Origin of the sequence: Salmonella sp. SA15303, from assembly GCF_029962125.1 — a bacterium.
Lineage (GTDB): Bacteria > Pseudomonadota > Gammaproteobacteria > Enterobacterales > Enterobacteriaceae > Salmonella > Salmonella enterica.
Genome location: NZ_CP123924.1, coordinates 4,435,373 through 4,452,232 on the forward strand (window position 1 = coordinate 4,435,373; position 16,860 = coordinate 4,452,232).

14 protein-coding genes and 1 pseudogene are annotated in these 16,860 nt (G+C 53.2%); 4 read left to right on the forward strand and 11 right to left on the reverse strand.

What is annotated here, in order from left to right; all coding sequences use genetic code 11:
* Positions 1-118 precede the first annotated feature (118 nt).
* From malM to malK, 3 genes are all read right to left on the reverse strand, one after another.
* Complete coding sequence (gene malM / locus QEN31_RS21675; protein WP_000782497.1) at positions 119-1,036, reverse strand: maltose operon protein MalM; 918 nt, start codon at positions 1,034-1,036, stop codon at positions 119-121.
* Between the two features lie 163 nt (positions 1,037-1,199).
* Complete coding sequence (locus tag QEN31_RS21680) at positions 1,200-2,558, reverse strand: maltoporin (RefSeq protein WP_000973644.1); 1,359 nt, start codon at positions 2,556-2,558, stop codon at positions 1,200-1,202.
* Between the two features lie 88 nt (positions 2,559-2,646).
* Complete coding sequence (gene malK / locus QEN31_RS21685; protein ID WP_000179176.1) at positions 2,647-3,756, reverse strand: maltose/maltodextrin ABC transporter ATP-binding protein MalK; 1,110 nt, start codon at positions 3,754-3,756, stop codon at positions 2,647-2,649.
* Positions 3,757-4,116: 360 nt separating this feature from the next.
* Between malK and malE the strand changes: the two genes are divergently transcribed.
* Positions 4,117-5,307, forward strand: coding sequence for a maltose/maltodextrin ABC transporter substrate-binding protein MalE (gene malE / locus QEN31_RS21690; protein ID WP_000695415.1), 1,191 nt, complete (start codon positions 4,117-4,119; stop codon positions 5,305-5,307).
* Here the strand turns inward: malE and QEN31_RS25495 are convergent.
* Positions 5,256-5,396, reverse strand: a pseudogene (locus QEN31_RS25495) (hypothetical protein); the annotation flags it as partial. The gene malE and the pseudogene QEN31_RS25495 overlap by 52 nt on opposite strands.
* 42 nt (positions 5,397-5,438) lie before the next feature.
* Between QEN31_RS25495 and malF the strand changes: the two are divergent.
* Entirely contained in the window at positions 5,439-6,983 is a 1,545-nt protein-coding gene (malF, locus tag QEN31_RS21695; protein WP_000382573.1) for a maltose ABC transporter permease MalF, read from the forward strand.
* A gap of 14 nt (positions 6,984-6,997) precedes the next feature.
* A complete protein-coding gene (gene malG, locus QEN31_RS21700; RefSeq protein ID WP_001252085.1) occupies positions 6,998-7,888 on the forward strand; it encodes a maltose ABC transporter permease MalG in 891 nt (296 codons plus the stop codon).
* Between the two features lie 165 nt (positions 7,889-8,053).
* Here the strand turns inward: malG and psiE are convergent, their stop codons facing one another.
* The 6 genes from psiE to pgi form a co-directional block, all read right to left on the reverse strand.
* Positions 8,054-8,464 carry a phosphate-starvation-inducible protein PsiE gene (psiE, locus tag QEN31_RS21705; RefSeq protein WP_000982749.1) on the reverse strand — a complete coding sequence of 137 codons (411 nt, stop codon included), beginning with the start codon at positions 8,462-8,464 and terminating at the stop codon, positions 8,054-8,056.
* Positions 8,465-8,606: 142 nt separating this feature from the next.
* Positions 8,607-10,703 (reverse strand): YjbH domain-containing protein, encoded by a 2,097-nt coding sequence (locus QEN31_RS21710; protein ID WP_023237615.1) that lies wholly within the window; start codon positions 10,701-10,703, stop codon positions 8,607-8,609.
* Complete coding sequence (locus QEN31_RS21715; RefSeq protein ID WP_023226541.1) at positions 10,703-11,437, reverse strand: capsule biosynthesis GfcC family protein; 735 nt, start codon at positions 11,435-11,437, stop codon at positions 10,703-10,705. The genes QEN31_RS21710 and QEN31_RS21715 overlap by 1 nt, the downstream gene beginning before the upstream one ends.
* Positions 11,434-12,072, reverse strand: coding sequence for a YjbF family lipoprotein (locus tag QEN31_RS21720; RefSeq protein WP_000824806.1), 639 nt, complete (start codon positions 12,070-12,072; stop codon positions 11,434-11,436). The genes QEN31_RS21715 and QEN31_RS21720 overlap by 4 nt, the downstream gene beginning before the upstream one ends.
* Before the next feature lie 63 nt (positions 12,073-12,135).
* On the reverse strand, positions 12,136-12,378 hold the full coding sequence (gene yjbE, locus QEN31_RS21725; protein ID WP_001804148.1) for an exopolysaccharide production protein YjbE: 243 nt from the start codon (positions 12,376-12,378) through the stop codon (positions 12,136-12,138).
* Between the two features lie 443 nt (positions 12,379-12,821).
* Positions 12,822-14,471 carry a glucose-6-phosphate isomerase gene (gene pgi, locus QEN31_RS21730; protein ID WP_000790028.1) on the reverse strand — a complete coding sequence of 550 codons (1,650 nt, stop codon included), beginning with the start codon at positions 14,469-14,471 and terminating at the stop codon, positions 12,822-12,824.
* Between the two features lie 344 nt (positions 14,472-14,815).
* Here pgi and lysC point away from each other — a divergent pair, with 344 nt between their 5' ends.
* Positions 14,816-16,165: a lysine-sensitive aspartokinase 3 gene (gene lysC / locus QEN31_RS21735; RefSeq protein ID WP_064239908.1), complete on the forward strand. Its 1,350-nt coding sequence runs from the start codon at positions 14,816-14,818 to the stop codon at positions 16,163-16,165.
* Between the two features lie 130 nt (positions 16,166-16,295).
* Here lysC and QEN31_RS21740 read toward each other — a convergent pair whose 3' ends face one another.
* Entirely contained in the window at positions 16,296-16,643 is a 348-nt protein-coding gene (locus QEN31_RS21740; RefSeq protein ID WP_000615248.1) for a Mor transcription activator family protein, read from the reverse strand.
* Positions 16,644-16,860: the final 217 nt, after the last annotated feature.

The following is a 16,860-nucleotide window of genomic DNA, read 5'->3' on the forward strand; positions in this document are numbered from 1 at the left end:
CAATCACAATTAAGTGATCTGTTGCGCAACAAAAAAATAACAATTCGCATGAAATGACAAAAAAAGGTGCGCCAGGAGACGCACCAGTTGCTGCAAAATCAGCACTGTGGGGAAACAATTACCCCTTGCCTTTTACACTGCTGATAAAGGTGGAACGGGCAGATGTCGATCCCAGACGTTCGGCCTCATCAAGCAGTTTCAGCGCTTTATCGACGTCGCCTTTCGCTACGGCATCCTTAATCGCTTTATTAAAGTAGCTTTCCGTATCGTTCAACATCGGTTCGCTTTTCTTCGGCGCGACTGGCGCTGGCGCAGCGACCGGCGCGGCGGTATTGCCTACCGTTACCGGCCCGGTACCGGACGAGCCAAACAACGGCCCGACCAATACGCTGGAGCTGCTGTTGGTTTTCACCTTCAGTTTCACCACGCCGTCAGTGGTATGGCGAGCAACTGGATCGGGAATATCCGGGATAGAGTTACCGACGCCTTTGGCATAGGCTTTTGCCGGATCGAGCAGCGTAGTAGTTTGCTGAAGATCTTTTTCGGTCGTAAACACCAGAACATAGAGTTTCTGCTGCCCCAACGCAGGCGTCAGGCGCATCACGCCTTCCAGCCGGTCTGCGCTCATGACGCCCGGCTGCTGATAAGTAAAGTAACTGCTGGGGAAGAACGCCGAAGGTGTCATATTTTGGTCAAGAATCAACACGTTTGGCGCAAAAACGCTGGCTTGCTTATTGACCTCGCTGGTCAGAGTTAATGTCAGCTCGCCGATATTCGCCGGAACGCTATAAGCGGCGACCGGGCCGGTAATGCCGGCGACGTCAAGGCGCTGGCCGCCCGTCGCCAGTTGGGTAGACTGCGTTTTTGACTGATCTACAGGCGTCCAGGTTAATTGCTGTAGCGCAGCAGCAGGAATAGCGGGCGCGGCGCTGGTATTTTGCGGTACATAGTTCACTTCCGCCAGGCTGATACCCGGCACGCTGGCGAACAGCCCTGCGGTTAAACAGAGGGCGACGAGACTTTTCTTCATTTTCATTATTCTCACCTCAATAAGGCGGGTTCAGCGGTAGCCAGGCAATAGCGCGCCAACCCAAACATATCGCCGAATGGCGGCTGGCGCCTTATTCGGCTTACAAGCATCATCAGACCTGATGTTTCAGAGGGGCTTGCGCCCCTCGTTACGTCAGATGACCATCGTATTACCACCAGATTTCCATCTGGGCGCCGAAGGTCCACTCATCGCTATCGCCACGGCTATTGGTGGAAATGCCGGAGTTAGTCGCTGCGGCATAACGGGAAATGTTATCGCCGTCTTTGATATAGCCCCACTTCTCATCCCATTTCGCGTAGGTGGCGAAAATACGGATAGCCGGACGCGACCAGATGCTGTCGCCCGCCTGCCACTGTTGCGCCAGGGTGATTTTATATTGATTGTTACGATCGCCGGTCTGCTGAGATTTCACGTTGTCGTAGCCGACTTCCAGCAGGGTACTCATGATTGGCGTCCACTTGTACATTGGACGTACGCCCACGGTCCACCACTCAGTACCCAGGTTATTATCCCAATCGATATTCTGGTACATACCGACGTACATCAAATCCCATTTATCACCAAGCGAGATGGCGCCATGATCCAAAATACGCCACATATTGCCATTATTATTGATGACCTTATTGGCGTAATTAATTTTGGTTCCATCAGGCAATTCTTCAGTGAAAGATGAAGAACCGTCGGAACCGCGCGCCTGGCCTTTACCCTGCGTGGTCATGGCATCGGTGGCATATTGCACGACAAACTTGTTATAGCCTTTCAACATGCTTTGCGTGTGTTCGGCGGTGAACATCCAGCCGTCTTTCGATGCCCCATCCGCCAGCTTATAACCATCGGTCGTATTGGCGCGACCGTAGTCAACGCCCAGCTCCAGTACGCCGTCCGGGTTCGTTTGCAGACCAGCCAGACGTACGTCAAAGACGTCGTTAGCGGTATCTTTTACTTCATCATAAATATTCTGGCTGCTGAAGGTGTAAGAGCCGCCCGCTTCAGTAGACCGGGTCGCCGCCAGCGAAAGCTTACCGAAGCCCAGATCGATATTTTCGATACCCGCGCCAGGACCTGAAATATCCCAGTAGTAGAAGTCGATCATGTGTACGTCATGACGCTGATAGAAGCGCTTACCGGCCCAGATGGTAGAGCCCGGCAGCCATTCAATCAGGTTTTTACCCTGCACGTTCGCTTCGCGGAAGGCGGGATCGGTCGATTCCCAGTCGTTCTGCTGGTTAACCGAATAGGCGACGTTGGTGTCGAAATAGAAGCTCTTATCGCCCTCTTTCCACACTTCCTGGCCCAGTTTCAGTTCCGCATAGGTTTCACATTCGTTACCAAGACGGTATTTACTTTGGGCACCCGTTGCCTGGAAACACTGTTGTTCGCCGCCGCTTCCCGTCCAGCCAATACCGGAACGGGCGTAACCGTGGAAATCGACAGCCATTGCCTGAGCGGACATTACGCCCGCTGCGACAGCAACCGCCAGTGGGAGTTTGCGCAGAGTAATCATCATTCTATCTCCTGAGATCATTGCTTTTCTTTAAACGCTGCCACCTTCTAAAACTGCGAATGGTTTTGCGTTTCGTTTTTTTATGGAGGCCTTAAACACCCGGCTCTTGATGCAGACGACGACATGCGCTGCCATCCTCGCGGAACAGATGACAGCGCTCTGGCGGCAGGCCGATAGCGAATGTGGCGCCCTCTTCTACCAACACCACGTCATTCTGGCGATAAACCAGGTTTTGACGGATGGCGGGGATCTGGATATGAATTTGTGTTTCGTGCCCTAACTGCTCGACCACCTGGACTTCGCCTTCCAGGGTGACATCGGCGATATCGCTCGGCAGCAGGTGTTCCGGCCGAATGCCTAAAGACATATTGGCGCCGACCTGCACGCCGCGACTTTCGACCGGCAGCCAGATTTGCTGGCGATTCGGCAGTTCGACCTGGACTTGTTCAATCGCGGTGGCGGTCACTTTCACCGGCAGGAAGTTCATCTTCGGCGAGCCGATAAAGCCCGCGACAAAGCGGTCCGCCGGATAGTGGTACAGCTCCAGCGGCTTACCGACCTGCGCGACGCGACCGGCGTCCAGCACCACGATTTTGTCGGCCAGCGTCATCGCCTCGACCTGATCGTGGGTGACGTAAATCATCGTGCGGCCCAGACGTTTATGCAGGCGAGAAATTTCAATACGCATCTGCACGCGCAGCGCGGCGTCCAGGTTAGAGAGCGGTTCATCCAGCAAAAACACACGCGGCTCCGCCACCAGCGTGCGGCCAATCGCTACGCGCTGACGCTGACCGCCGGAAAGCGCTTTTGGCTTACGTTCCAGCAGATGCGCCAGTTGCAGCACTTCCGCCACCTGGTTGACGCGTTGATTCATTACCTCTTTTTTGGCGCCCGCCAGCTTGAGGCCGAAAGACATGTTTTCTGCAACGGAGAGATGGGGATAGAGCGCATAAGACTGGAATACCATGCCCACGCCGCGCTCGGCAGGCGGGATATCATTCATACGGGTTTCCCCGATAAACAGGTCGCCACTGGTGATGGTTTCAAGCCCGGCGATCATACGCAGCAAGGTCGATTTACCACAGCCTGACGGTCCGACAAACACCACGAACTCCCCGTCATGGATATCGAGGTTAATATCTTTCGATACCACCACGTCACCCCAGGCTTTCGTTACATTTCGTAGCTGTACGCTCGCCATGCCTTTCTCCCTTCGTTACAACCTGTCATTGACAGCAACATTCATGATGGCCTGACTATGCGCGATCCCTGACTGGGGTAAATCCTCCACCCCCGGCTTTTTTATGGGGGAGGAGGCGGGAGGATGAGGACACAGCGCCTGAGACCACGGGCGCGAACAGAAAAGGAATTTCGTGATGCCACCCGCAAAAATCGGCGTGTTTTTGTGTGCGCCAGCACGCATTACTCACATTTATGCAACACAGATCACATAAAGTCGGGGTGGGGCGTAGGGGTAGGGAGGATGGAAAGAGGTTGTCGTATAAAGAAACTAGAGACCGTTAAACCACCTCTGTGTACATCACCAAAAAGGATGGGAGATATGAAGATTAAAACTGGCGTAGGCATCCTCGCATTATCCGCACTTACGACGATGATGATTTCCGCCCCGGCTCTCGCCAAAATTGAAGAAGGTAAACTGGTTATCTGGATCAACGGCGACAAGGGTTATAACGGTCTGGCCGAGGTCGGTAAAAAATTTGAGCAAGACACCGGCATTAAAGTGACCGTTGAGCACCCGGATAAGCTGGAAGAGAAATTCCCGCAGGTGGCAGCCACCGGCGACGGTCCTGACATTATCTTCTGGGCGCACGACCGTTTTGGCGGCTACGCGCAGTCTGGTCTGCTGGCGGAGGTCACTCCGGATAAAGCGTTTCAGGACAAACTCTATCCGTTCACCTGGGATGCGGTACGTTATAACGGCAAGCTGATCGCCTACCCCATCGCCGTTGAAGCCCTCTCCCTGATTTATAACAAAGACCTCGTCCCGAACCCGCCGAAAACCTGGGAAGAGATCCCGGCGCTGGATAAAGAGCTAAAAGCGAAAGGGAAGTCGGCGATAATGTTCAACCTGCAAGAGCCGTATTTCACCTGGCCTTTGATCGCCGCTGACGGCGGTTACGCGTTCAAATTTGAAAACGGCAAGTATGACGTGAAAGACGTTGGCGTCGACAACGCCGGCGCGAAAGCGGGCCTGACTTTCCTGATCGATATGATCAAGAACAAAAATATGAGCGCCGATACCGATTACTCCATCGCCGAAGCAGCCTTCAATAAAGGCGAAACGGCAATGACCATCAACGGTCCGTGGGCATGGTCGAACATCGACAAGAGCAAAGTCAACTACGGTGTCACCCTGCTGCCGACCTTCAAAGGTAAACCCTCGAAACCGTTCGTCGGCGTGCTGAGCGCGGGGATTAACGCTGCCAGCCCGAATAAAGAGCTGGCGAAAGAGTTCCTCGAAAACTACCTGCTGACCGATCAGGGTCTGGAAGCGGTGAACAAAGATAAACCGCTGGGCGCCGTGGCGCTGAAATCTTTCCAGGAGCAGTTAGCGAAAGACCCCCGTATCGCCGCCACCATGGATAACGCCCAGAAAGGCGAGATCATGCCGAATATTCCGCAGATGTCCGCCTTCTGGTATGCGGTACGTACGGCTGTGATCAACGCCGCCAGCGGCCGTCAAACCGTGGATGCCGCGCTGAAAGATGCACAAAGCCGTATCACTAAGTAATGCCGTGAGCCTGTGCCGGATGGCGGCATAAATGCCTTATCCGGCCTACAACACACCGTAGGCCTGATAAGCGCAGCGCCATCAGGCACATCTCCGGCCAGGAAGTTTCAACGCTGTAGAGGAAAACCCCCATGGATGTCATTAAAAAGAAACACTGGTGGCAAAGCGACCAGCTTAAATGGTCAGTAATTGGTCTGCTGGGCCTGCTGGTGGGTTACCTTGTAGTTTTAATGTACGTACAAGGGGAGTATCTGTTCGCCATCATGACGCTGATTTTAAGCTCTGCTGGCCTGTATATTTTCGCAAATCGTAAAACCTACGCCTGGCGCTACGTTTACCCTGGCCTCGCCGGCATGGGGCTGTTTGTGCTATTCCCGCTGGTGTGCACCATCGCTATCGCCTTTACTAACTACAGCAGCACCAACCAGCTCACCTTTGAACGCGCCCAGCAAGTGCTGATGGACCGTTCTTATCAGGCAGGAAAAACCTATAACTTCGGTCTTTACCCGACCGGCGACGAGTGGCAACTGGCCCTCACCGACGGAGAAACGGGCAAACATTACCTGTCTGACGCATTTTCCTTCGGCGGCGAACAAAAATTACAGCTGAAAGAGACTGATGCCCTGCCGGGCGGCGAACGCGCCAATCTGCGAATAATCACCCAGAACCGTCTGGCGTTGAACCAGATAACCGCCGTCCTGCCGGATGAAAGTAAAGTGATTATGAGCTCGCTGCGTCAGTTTTCCGGTACCCGTCCGCTGTACACACTGGCTGATGACGGCCTGCTGACCAATAACCAGAGCGGCGTAAAATACCGGCCAAACAACGATAGCGGTTATTATCAGTCGATCAACGCCGACGGAAGCTGGGGTGATGAAAAACTCAGTCCTGGTTATACCGTTACTATCGGCGCGAAAAACTTTACGCGCGTCTTTACCGACGAAGGGATCCAGAAGCCCTTTTTCGCTATCTTCGTCTGGACCGTGGTCTTTTCGGTCCTCACTGTGGTGTTAACCGTGGCGGTTGGGATGGTATTGGCCTGCCTCGTACAGTGGGAAGCGCTGAAAGGTAAAGCTATCTACCGCGTCCTGCTGATTCTGCCCTACGCCGTACCGTCGTTTATTTCAATTTTGATTTTCAAAGGGTTATTCAACCAAAGCTTTGGTGAAATCAATATGATGCTGAGCGCGCTGTTCGGCATTAAACCTGCCTGGTTCAGCGACCCCAACACCGCGCGGGCAATGGTGATTATCGTGAATACCTGGCTGGGCTATCCCTACATGATGATCCTGTGCATGGGACTGCTGAAAGCGATTCCGGATGACCTGTACGAAGCCTCCGCAATGGACGGCGCCGGTCCATTTCAGAATTTCTTTAAGATCACCTTACCGCTGCTGATTAAGCCGCTAACGCCGCTGATGATCGCCAGCTTCGCCTTTAACTTTAATAACTTTGTCCTGATTCAGTTATTGACCAACGGCGGGCCAGACCGTCTCGGCACCACCACGCCTGCCGGTTATACCGATCTACTCGTCAGCTACACCTACCGTATCGCCTTTGAAGGCGGCGGCGGTCAGGACTTCGGTCTGGCGGCGGCCATTGCCACGCTGATCTTCCTGCTGGTAGGCGCGCTGGCAATAGTGAACCTGAAAGCCACGCGTATGAAGTTTGATTAAGGGAGATAATAACAATGGCTATGGTCCAACCCAAATCTCAGAAACTGCGTCTCCTCATCACGCACCTGGGGCTGCTGATTTTCATCGCAGCGATTATGTTCCCGCTGCTGATGGTCATCGCTATCTCGCTACGTGAAGGGAACTTCGCCACCGGAAGCCTGATCCCGGATAAAATCTCCTGGGAACACTGGCGGCTGGCGCTGGGTTTCAGCGTGGAACATGCGGATGGTCGGGTAACGCCGCCTCCCTTCCCGGTCCTGCTGTGGCTGTGGAACTCGGTGAAAATCGCCGGTATTACCGCCATCGGCATCGTGGCGCTCTCCACCACCTGCGCCTACGCTTTCGCACGAATGCGTTTTCCAGGTAAAGCAACACTGCTCAAAGGGATGCTGATTTTCCAGATGTTTCCGGCGGTTTTGTCTCTGGTAGCGCTGTATGCGTTATTTGATCGCCTGGGACAATACATTCCATTTATCGGTCTGAATACGCATGGCGGCGTGATCTTCGCCTATCTTGGCGGCATCGCGCTGCATGTTTGGACGATTAAAGGCTACTTCGAAACTATCGACAGTTCGCTGGAAGAGGCCGCCGCGCTGGATGGCGCAACCCCGTGGCAGGCGTTTCGCCTGGTGCTGCTGCCGCTTTCCGTACCGATTCTGGCGGTGGTGTTTATTCTGTCGTTCATCGCAGCGATTACCGAAGTTCCGGTCGCCTCGTTGTTACTGCGCGATGTGGACAGCTATACGCTGGCCGTGGGTATGCAGCAATATCTCAACCCGCAAAACTACCTGTGGGGCGACTTTGCCGCCGCCGCCGTCCTTTCAGCTATTCCTATCACCCTGGTGTTCCTGTTGGCGCAACGTTGGCTGGTCAACGGCCTGACGGCAGGGGGTGTGAAAGGTTAAGTTTTATCGAAGTACCTGCCCGGCAACGGGCAATGCCACTGCCCTCAAGTTATGTTATCCCCACTTATGGTCGTATTTTGGCGCTCTTCGGAGCGCTTTTTTTATGCGTTATAGACAGCGGCTAATTTATTGCCACGCCATACGTCCGTTACGGTGTGGCGACGCCTATTCTCGCCGTAGTCGGTTCGAATTACATAACCACAACGTGATAACCAACAGGAGGATCGCCGCCGAATAGAGTAATACATCCATTGGCGTTTTATGATCGACAATGATCAGACGCACAATCGCCGTGATCCCAATGTACACGAAATAGCGCAGCGGAAAGTGAAGGCCAGACTTAAAGTACTTCACAATCAGCGCAATAAATTCGAAATAAAGAAAGTAGATCACCAGCCCTTCCACCAGTTCATATTTGCTGGCTTGCTCAGGCGCGAATAATGCATCCGCCAGATGAACCGTCTCTTTACCGAGAAAAACGACCAGGATCAGACCGAGGGTAAGCAGCCCCAAATTTAGTACGTTTTGTAAAATCGTGGCGATAAACTCAAGACGTGAGCGCGATAATGGCATCATAACAGCCCCCTCTTTCTCTGCGGCGAGGTTTCTGTATAACGCACAAATGTGACGGGCATCTATATTTTTTATTTATGTTTATATTTTGTTCAATAAGATAATTTGCCGGATAGCGCCGTAAACGCCTTATCCGGCCTGAGTATTAACGGAAATTTACGCTCCTGTCACTGGTCATATCATACAGGCCAAACTTACGGCCAAGCTGTTGACCACCGTCACGCGTCAGCGGCGTCCAGCCAATTGCCGCGCGACTTCGGGTTGGGCCGGACGAGAAGATATCCAGCGGCACGGAAACATATACGCCTTTGGTAAAATCCCCTTCCCCATATTCATCCGGCGACGCATCGGTAATCGTCGCGTAACCGCCGACAACGACGCCGCTATCGAAGCGTTTGGCGATCTCCAGCGTACCGCCTTTATCGCCCGCCAGATACTGACCAACGCTGGCTTTCACCAGCACATCCTGGGCGAACGACGGCGTCCAGTATGCGGTCAAATGTCCGGTCTTCACGCTGTAATCGGTAAACTTCATCATATCCTGCGCGCTACGCCAGTCACGCTGTTTCACGTAGTTGGCATCCAGACCAAACGCCCAATTGCTGTCTACCGGGCGATACAGGACTTCCGCCCCGGCACCGCCAAACATGGTCTCCAGATAACCGCCGTAGACCTGCCCATAGAAACCATTGCCAAAATACTGGAAATAGTTGGCCTGTAGGTTATTCACATAAACATCATTCTGCACATACTCACGGACATGCGTACGCACCCGCGGCAGATGCGAGTCCTTCGGCGGATTGGTGTAGTTAAATTTGTCGTAGTTGTTGGCGATATTGGCAAACACGCTGCCCGTGGTGAGCAGATGATCTGTGACCCACAGATCCGCAGTTCCCATTACGCCCAGCTGATACATATAGAAGTTTTCCGGGCCGCCTACCGACTGATTCAGCACGGGATCAAGATGAAAATCAACGCGCGACTTGTCGATATACCAACCCTGTTCAGTACTCTCTGGCACGATCGGCTCCACGCGTTTTTGCGCCAGCGGGGTTTCATGTCCCAGCGGTTCGCCTTCCAGATGGCGTTTCAGGCTGGCGACATCGGTTTCAGTGGTGACCTGCGGCAGATTAAGGCGGTTTTCCGTCACGCGGATCGTGCGGATCCCCTCCGGCAGATCGTTCATGACGATCCGGTTAGCGCGCACGATCCCTTCACGGGAGTCGCGGTACTTCACCTGTTCGCCGGTAACGTATAGCGTATCGCCTTTGACCTGGATTTTCGGGTCCGCCAGACCGGCATTATATTTCAATAACGTTAATTGATTAGCCACTACCGAATGTTGCAGGATGGCATCCTGCGGCTGTGGTCGGTATTGCGGGTGTGAATTGTCATGATACGCGGGACGTAAATCGTTGAAATTGGTGCGCAGCGTAACGCCAAACATAAAGGTGTTGCCGCGCTCGTAGCTGAGGTTAACGTCGGCCCAATCGGTGACGCGGTAAATGGCGCCGACGTTAAACTTGCTCTTCTGTTCCAGTTTACCCGCAAAATCCTGCTGATAGTTATTGCCTTCATACTCCAGCTTCAGGCGTAGCGGTTGCCACGGGGTCTGGTATTCCACGCCGCCAAACAGCGAAGCCGGGCCGTGAAACATATCGCTACCGTCGACGGAACCTGCCTCTTTATAACTGTTATCACGCGAACAGAATTTATCACTATACGAACAGAAAGGATTAGACACATTGCCGCTGGTGCCAAGATAGCCCCAGCCGAGACCTAATGAAAAATCAAATGGCCCCCAGGCCTTACTCGCTACAATATATTCCGCATCAAACAGCCCCGTCCCGCCGATATCGCGCGCGCCAACCGCCACCTGCGGCATCCAGTAACTCTCTTCCCACAACCGCAGTTTCACATCAAACGCTTTATCTTTGTAAGTCTGGTCACCGGAGAATGATTCCACGCTGCTGTACTTTTTCGTACGGACATCGGTATAGCGCAACGTGGTTTCCAGCCACGGGAAAAGCTGAACCGAAGCCGAGTAGTAGCGGTACTGATCGTTATCGCGATAGTTCAGACTCATCTCCCCTTCACGCGCCATACGCGCTGTCGGCGTTTGCAGCAGGCCCACGCCGCCAAAGTCAGATTGTGAAGGTCCAACAGGGGCTGGATATGTTTCGGCATGGCAGGCCGCGCTAATACCCAGCGCCAGCACGCTGAGCAGATGTGTTTTTTTCATTATTCCGGTATCCGCTGCGTCAGGGTATGAAGAATGTCGGCATTCATCGCCTCCGGCGTGCCGCGCCAAAGGGAATCGGCAAAACCGACAAAAATAATGCTGCCGGGCATCGGCTCGATATGACGCTTATTCCAGTAAGCCACCGGCGCTTTTTGGCTGCGTCCATCAGGGTAAACCACCCAGGCATAGCTACGATCCGCGCCGCTGAGTAAGCGCTGACCCTCAAGATAACTGGCGACGTCCCGCCCAGGGACGAACGGCTGGCTGCCCGGCTGGCTAATCAAGCCAAAGAGCGTCACCTGCGTGGGTTGCGGCCCGACCCAGAGCGTGTAGTGACCTTGCAGCGGCGGGTTACCTCGTTCGCTCACCCGAACCACGTCAGGATCAAGGTTCACTAATTGTCTGCCCGTCACCTTCACCGCCTGAATCTGTCGGCGCAGTGTGTTTATCGCCGCCGCATCGCCATCTTCCTCAGCGCTGAGCGCCGCCAGTCGCCCGAGAAGTTCCTGCTGCTGTTGACGCGCCGTCACGGTCGCCTGTTCTTCGCCTATCACCGCCGCAGGCCACCAGCTCGTTGCCAGGCGCGGCTGTCCGACTAAATCGAGCAGACGCTCAGCGTCTGTCAGCGTTTTAGGCTCGCTATTACCTTGGGTAAAAACGGTAACAGTGCCGCTGGCAAAGGCGGATGACGCGATAAAGGCCAGCGCCAGCGCGCTTATCGTCCTTTTCATCATGATTTTGCCGCCTTAATCAGCGTGGTTTTCACCGGAAAGTAATTCGCGCCCAGATACTGTTCCGTCTGGCGAATTTGGCCTTCGCTATCAACCCAGTAGCGATTACGCCAGCGCGTTTGATCGGTCGTCACTTCTTCATCTAACACCCGCACGGCGGTCTCTTCACTGCCGACGTTCACGCTATCGGTCCCTCGCCATGTAAAAACGGAGCGGGCGGTGGCGTAACGCACCTGGCGATGTTCGGTCCAGCCCAGGGTGCGAGTCCAGGTCGCGCCATCGATAATCTGTCCTGGTTTCGCCAGCGGGTCGGCCGCCAGATTATTCACATCGATCAGGTTGTCGCCGCTGAGCAGAGTTTTGACCAGACGGCCATGCTGCGTCACGATCGTCGCGCCATCCTGCGTCACCCATTTCTGCTGCCCGTTTTCCGAGAAAGCGAGCACCACAAACAGTTGAGGACCGCCGTTAAGCTGCATGTACTGGCTGGCATAAGGCATGTTTTGAATATCGTCATCCGTTAACTGTACGCCTGGCGTACCGAATAAACTGTCCCACAGTGAATCGCCCAGGCCTTTGGTGGTGGCCGAACACGCCTGTAATAGCAGGCAAATCAGGATAAGTGCGAGTCGCTTCACGACGCTTCTCCAGAGGGGCAAAATAACCACACCGGAGTGTGGTTATGGTTAAACGTACCGATACTACTGGGTACTGGTGGTCGTGGTGGTCGTGGTTCCGGTATTGGAACCATCGCCGCCGCCGGTTGCCGCTAACGCGACGCCCACCGCCGAACTTACGGTGCTAACGCTGGTAGCGGAGGAGCTTCCCGCCGATACCGACGTCGCTGCCGACCCTGCCGCGTCACCCACCTGAACGGGGGCTGCCGAGACAGATGTCGCCGCAAGCGCGGTTATGGCAAAAATGCCATACAGTACTTTTTTCATCATAATTTCCCTTCATTGAATGAATGGAGATTTACCCAAAAGAATTTCGGGCGCTACCGAGTATACACAACCAAAGCAGGCGGATTATGTCCGGGAGAAATAACAGCGAGGTTTTAGGATAATTAAACTTTAAAGAAGTAACGCCTACATTATTTAATTAACAAACAAATAAAATCAATAAGTTAAAATTAAACTAAAAGACATCAGCATCCGTATAATCTGAAAATAACGCAGAGTGATTTTCTGGTTGTTGCTTATTTTAGGATTAAGCTCAATATAAAATTGTGGGGATAAAGACGGACAAGCGGAATTATCTTATAAAAAAAGCCGATGTGAATATCGGCCTTTTTATTATCTTATTCTCTTTTTGCCGGATGGCGGCGAAACGCCTTACCCGGCCTACAGACGCTATGCATTACGTAGACCGGATAAGCGCAGCGCCATCAAGCGCGCCAGGCTTTATAACGGTTAATCAGACCGTTGGTAGAGCTATCATGGGACGAAATAGCTTTATCATCGCCCAACTCCGGCAGAATACGGTTAGCCAACTGTTTACCCAACTCAACGCCCCACTGGTCGAAAGTAAAGATGTTCAGGATGACGCCCTGCGTAAAGATTTTATGCTCATACAACGCAATCAGTGCGCCCAGGCTGAACGGCGTAATTTCGCGCAGCAGGATAGAGTTGGTCGGGCGGTTGCCTTCAAACACTTTGAATGGCACAACGTGTTCAAGCTGCGCCGGATCTTTACCCTGATCGCGATATTCCTGCTCAACCACCTCGCGGGATTTACCAAACGCCAGCGCTTCGGTCTGCGCGAAGAAGTTAGACAGCAGCTTCTGATGATGATCGGATAGCGGGTTATGGGTGATAGCCGGGGCGATAAAATCACACGGCACCATTTTAGTACCCTGGTGAATCAATTGATAAAACGCGTGCTGACCGTTGGTGCCTGGTTCGCCCCAAATAATTGGGCCTGTCTGGTAATCCACGGCGTTGCCGTTACGGTCAACGTATTTACCGTTGGATTCCATGTTACCCTGCTGGAAGTAGGCGGCGAAACGGTGCATATACTGGTCGTACGGCAGAATGGCTTCGGTTTCCGCGCCGAAGAAATTGTTGTACCAGATGCCAATCAACGCCAGCAGAATGGGTAGGTTTTTCTCCGCCGGAGTGGTGGAGAAATGCTTGTCCATCGCGTGCGCGCCGGAAAGCAGCTCGACAAAGTTGTCGAAACCGACGGACAGAATAATGGACAGCCCGATGGCAGACCACAGCGAGTAACGACCGCCGACCCAGTCCCAGAACTCGAACATATTGGCCGTGTCGATACCAAATTCGCCGACCGCTTTGGCGTTGGTGGAGAGCGCAGCAAAGTGTTTCGCCACGTGTTTTTCATCGCCTGCAGTTTTCAGGAACCAGTCGCGCGCGCTGTGGGCGTTGGTCATGGTTTCCTGGGTGGTGAAAGTTTTAGAAGCGACCAGGAACAGCGTGGTTTCAGGGTTCACTTTCTTCAGCACTTCAGCGATGTGGGTGCCATCGACGTTAGAGACGAAGTGCATGTTCAGATGGTTTTTATACGGACGCAGCGCTTCGGTCACCATGAACGGGCCGAGGTCGGAACCGCCGATACCGATGTTCACCACGTCGGTGATGGCCTTACCGGTGTAGCCTTTCCACTGACCGGAGATAATCGCTTGCGAGAAAGTTTTCATCTTCTCAAGCACGGCGTTCACTTCCGGCATCACATCTTTGCCGTCCACGATGATCGGCGTATTGCTACGGTTACGCAGCGCCACGTGCAGCACGGCGCGGTCTTCGGTGCGGTTGATCTTCTCGCCGGAGAACATGGATTTAATCGCGCCGGCCAGATCGGTCTCTTTCGCCAGATCCTGTAATTTTGCCAGCGTCTCTTCGGTGATGCGGTTTTTGGAGAAATCCACCAGCATCAGATCGTCAAACGTCGCGGAAAATTTAGCGAAACGGTCGCTATCGTTCGCGAAAAGCTCAGCGATCGTAACGTCTTTCATTTCATCGTAGTGTTTCTGGAGCGCCTGCCAGGCAGAAGTCTGCGTTGGATTGATGTTTTTCATTAGCAATACTCTTCTGATTTGAGAATTGTGACTGGGATCGATTGTAACGCCAGTCACAGAAAAGTGTGATTGTTTTAGTGCCGTTGCCCCAGGCACTGTCGAATGAGGATAAAAAGTATATACCCTAAATAATTCGAGGTGCAGAAAGGCGGCAAATGGGTATCGGGGTTATAAGCGCTGTTACTGAGCCTAAACTCAGCATAAAAAATCCGCATAATCCCAACGTTGACAGTCCAGGCCACAACTTTTATTTATAAATACGTTACTTGCATTTGCGCCTGCACCGGTTTCTGTTCTGCCCTTGTGCCATGGTCGCGTTTTTCATTTCCTGACACGAGGTTGATATGACAGAGATCGTTGTTTCCAAATTTGGCGGTACCAGCGTCGCTGATTTTGACGCCATGAACCGTAGCGCGGATATCGTACTTTCCGACACCAATGTTCGTTTAGTCGTGCTTTCCGCGTCTGCCGGCATCACTAACCTGCTGGTGGCGCTGGCCGAAGGGATGGAGCCCGGCGAACGTTTCGCTACGCTCGACGCCATCCGTAAAATCCAGTTCGATATCCTTGATCGTCTGCGTCATCCGAATGTCATTCGCGAAGAGATTGAACGCCTGCTGGAAAACATCACTATTCTGGCGGAGGCGGCATCGCTGGCGACATCGGCAGCCCTGACCGATGAACTGGTCAGCCACGGCGAGCTGATGTCTACCCTGCTATTTGTTGAGATCCTGCGTGAACGCGACGTACAGGCCCACTGGTTCGACGTGCGCAAAGTGATGCGTACCAGCGATCGCTTTGGTCGTGCGGAACCGGACGTCGCAGCGCTTGCGGAACTGGCCGCGCAGCAGTTGCTCCCGCGCCTGAGCGAAACGTTGGTCATTACTCAGGGCTTTATCGGCAGTGAAAGCAGAGGCCGCACCACGACGTTAGGCCGCGGCGGCAGCGACTATACGGCAGCGTTGCTGGCTGAAGCGCTCCATGCCGCGCGGGTTGATATCTGGACAGATGTGCCCGGTATTTACACCACCGACCCGCGCGTAGTGCCCGTCGCGCAGCGAATTGATGAAATCGACTTTGAAGAAGCGGCGGAGATGGCAACCTTCGGCGCAAAAGTACTGCATCCAGCCACCTTACTCCCGGCCGTGCGTAGCGATATCCCGGTCTTCGTTGGCTCCAGTAAAGATCCGCAAGCGGGCGGTACGCTGGTGTGCAATAAAACCCAAAACCCGCCGCTGTTCCGCGCGCTGGCGCTGCGCCGCAATCAAACGCTATTGACGCTGCACAGCCTGAATATGCTGCACTCACGAGGTTTCCTGGCAGAGGTGTTCGGCATTCTGGCGCGGCATAATATTTCGGTAGATCTGATTACCACTTCGGAGGTGAGCGTCGCGCTGACGCTGGATACTACCGGCTCCACCTCCACGGGCGATACGTTACTGACCCAATCCTTATTGATGGAGCTTTCCGCGCTGTGTCGGGTCGAAGTTGAAGAAGGACTGGCGCTGGTCGCGCTGATTGGCAACAACCTGTCAAAAGCCTGCGGTGTTGGTAAAGAAGTGTTTGGCGTCCTGGAACCGTTCAACATTCGCATGATTTGTTACGGCGCCTCCAGCCACAATCTGTGCTTCCTCGTGCCGGGAGACGATGCCGAGAAAGTGGTGCAAAAGCTACATCAAAACTTATTTGAATAATCGCCCTGACACGGCAGCGGGTGAGCGCTATCAGGCAATACGCTGCCGGATGGCGACGCAGGCGCCTTATCCGGCCTGTCGCTGCTCCCGGCGTATAGCGCTTGTCGCTATACGCCATACCCGATATCGCTTACAGCATACGCCGCTGGTGCTGTTTTTCCGTGTGGACCCGCTTAACGATTTTATAGATCCACTGCAGTGTCAAATTGTACTTTTTGGCCAGCTCCGCATAATTACGCCCATCGCACTCGCTGTAAATCTGATAATCCCGTTCCGAAGCCCGACCAGAGATACCTTTGGGGAAATAAATGCTTTGCCCGCCCCAGTTGCGCATCATTCTGTCAGCAATTGCCTGACCGGCATTTTCGGCTGACGCGCTATCAATATTCATGCTTTCAATAAGCACCTGCGACGCATGAAACGCCAGATCGTTAATAATCTCCGGAAGCCGAACCATTTCTTTTGATTTCTGAATCATATTTTATCTCCATATCCAGCACCATGCTCCCCGTGACGGCACCAAAAAGGGAAGCGTAAAAAACGGTGCAATAACTACCTATCAATATATTCAAAATATATATATAAATATTTACTATCAACGGCATTTAATTATAAATTAAAAGAATGTATATATTGCTTTCAATTTATAATATGTATTTATTTTATAGGTGAAGTAAGCCTTCACTGATGTCATC

Bases quoted from the DNA above. Each gene is read 5' to 3' on its own strand.
- malM (WP_000782497.1), bottom strand. From the start codon at position 1,036: ATGAAAATGAAGAAAAGTCTCGTCGCCCTCTGTTTAACCGCAGGGCTG.
- QEN31_RS21680 (WP_000973644.1), bottom strand. From the start codon at position 2,558: ATGATGATTACTCTGCGCAAACTCCCACTGGCGGTTGCTGTCGCAGCG.
- malK (WP_000179176.1), bottom strand. From the start codon at position 3,756: ATGGCGAGCGTACAGCTACGAAATGTAACGAAAGCCTGGGGTGACGTG.
- malE (WP_000695415.1), top strand. From the start codon at position 4,117: ATGAAGATTAAAACTGGCGTAGGCATCCTCGCATTATCCGCACTTACG.
- malF (WP_000382573.1), top strand. From the start codon at position 5,439: ATGGATGTCATTAAAAAGAAACACTGGTGGCAAAGCGACCAGCTTAAA.
- malG (WP_001252085.1), top strand. From the start codon at position 6,998: ATGGCTATGGTCCAACCCAAATCTCAGAAACTGCGTCTCCTCATCACG.
- psiE (WP_000982749.1), bottom strand. From the start codon at position 8,464: ATGATGCCATTATCGCGCTCACGTCTTGAGTTTATCGCCACGATTTTA.
- QEN31_RS21710 (WP_023237615.1), bottom strand. From the start codon at position 10,703: ATGAAAAAAACACATCTGCTCAGCGTGCTGGCGCTGGGTATTAGCGCG.
- QEN31_RS21715 (WP_023226541.1), bottom strand. From the start codon at position 11,437: ATGATGAAAAGGACGATAAGCGCGCTGGCGCTGGCCTTTATCGCGTCA.
- yjbE (WP_001804148.1), bottom strand. From the start codon at position 12,378: ATGAAAAAAGTACTGTATGGCATTTTTGCCATAACCGCGCTTGCGGCG.
- pgi (WP_000790028.1), bottom strand. From the start codon at position 14,471: ATGAAAAACATCAATCCAACGCAGACTTCTGCCTGGCAGGCGCTCCAG.
- lysC (WP_064239908.1), top strand. From the start codon at position 14,816: ATGACAGAGATCGTTGTTTCCAAATTTGGCGGTACCAGCGTCGCTGAT.
- QEN31_RS21740 (WP_000615248.1), bottom strand. From the start codon at position 16,643: ATGATTCAGAAATCAAAAGAAATGGTTCGGCTTCCGGAGATTATTAAC.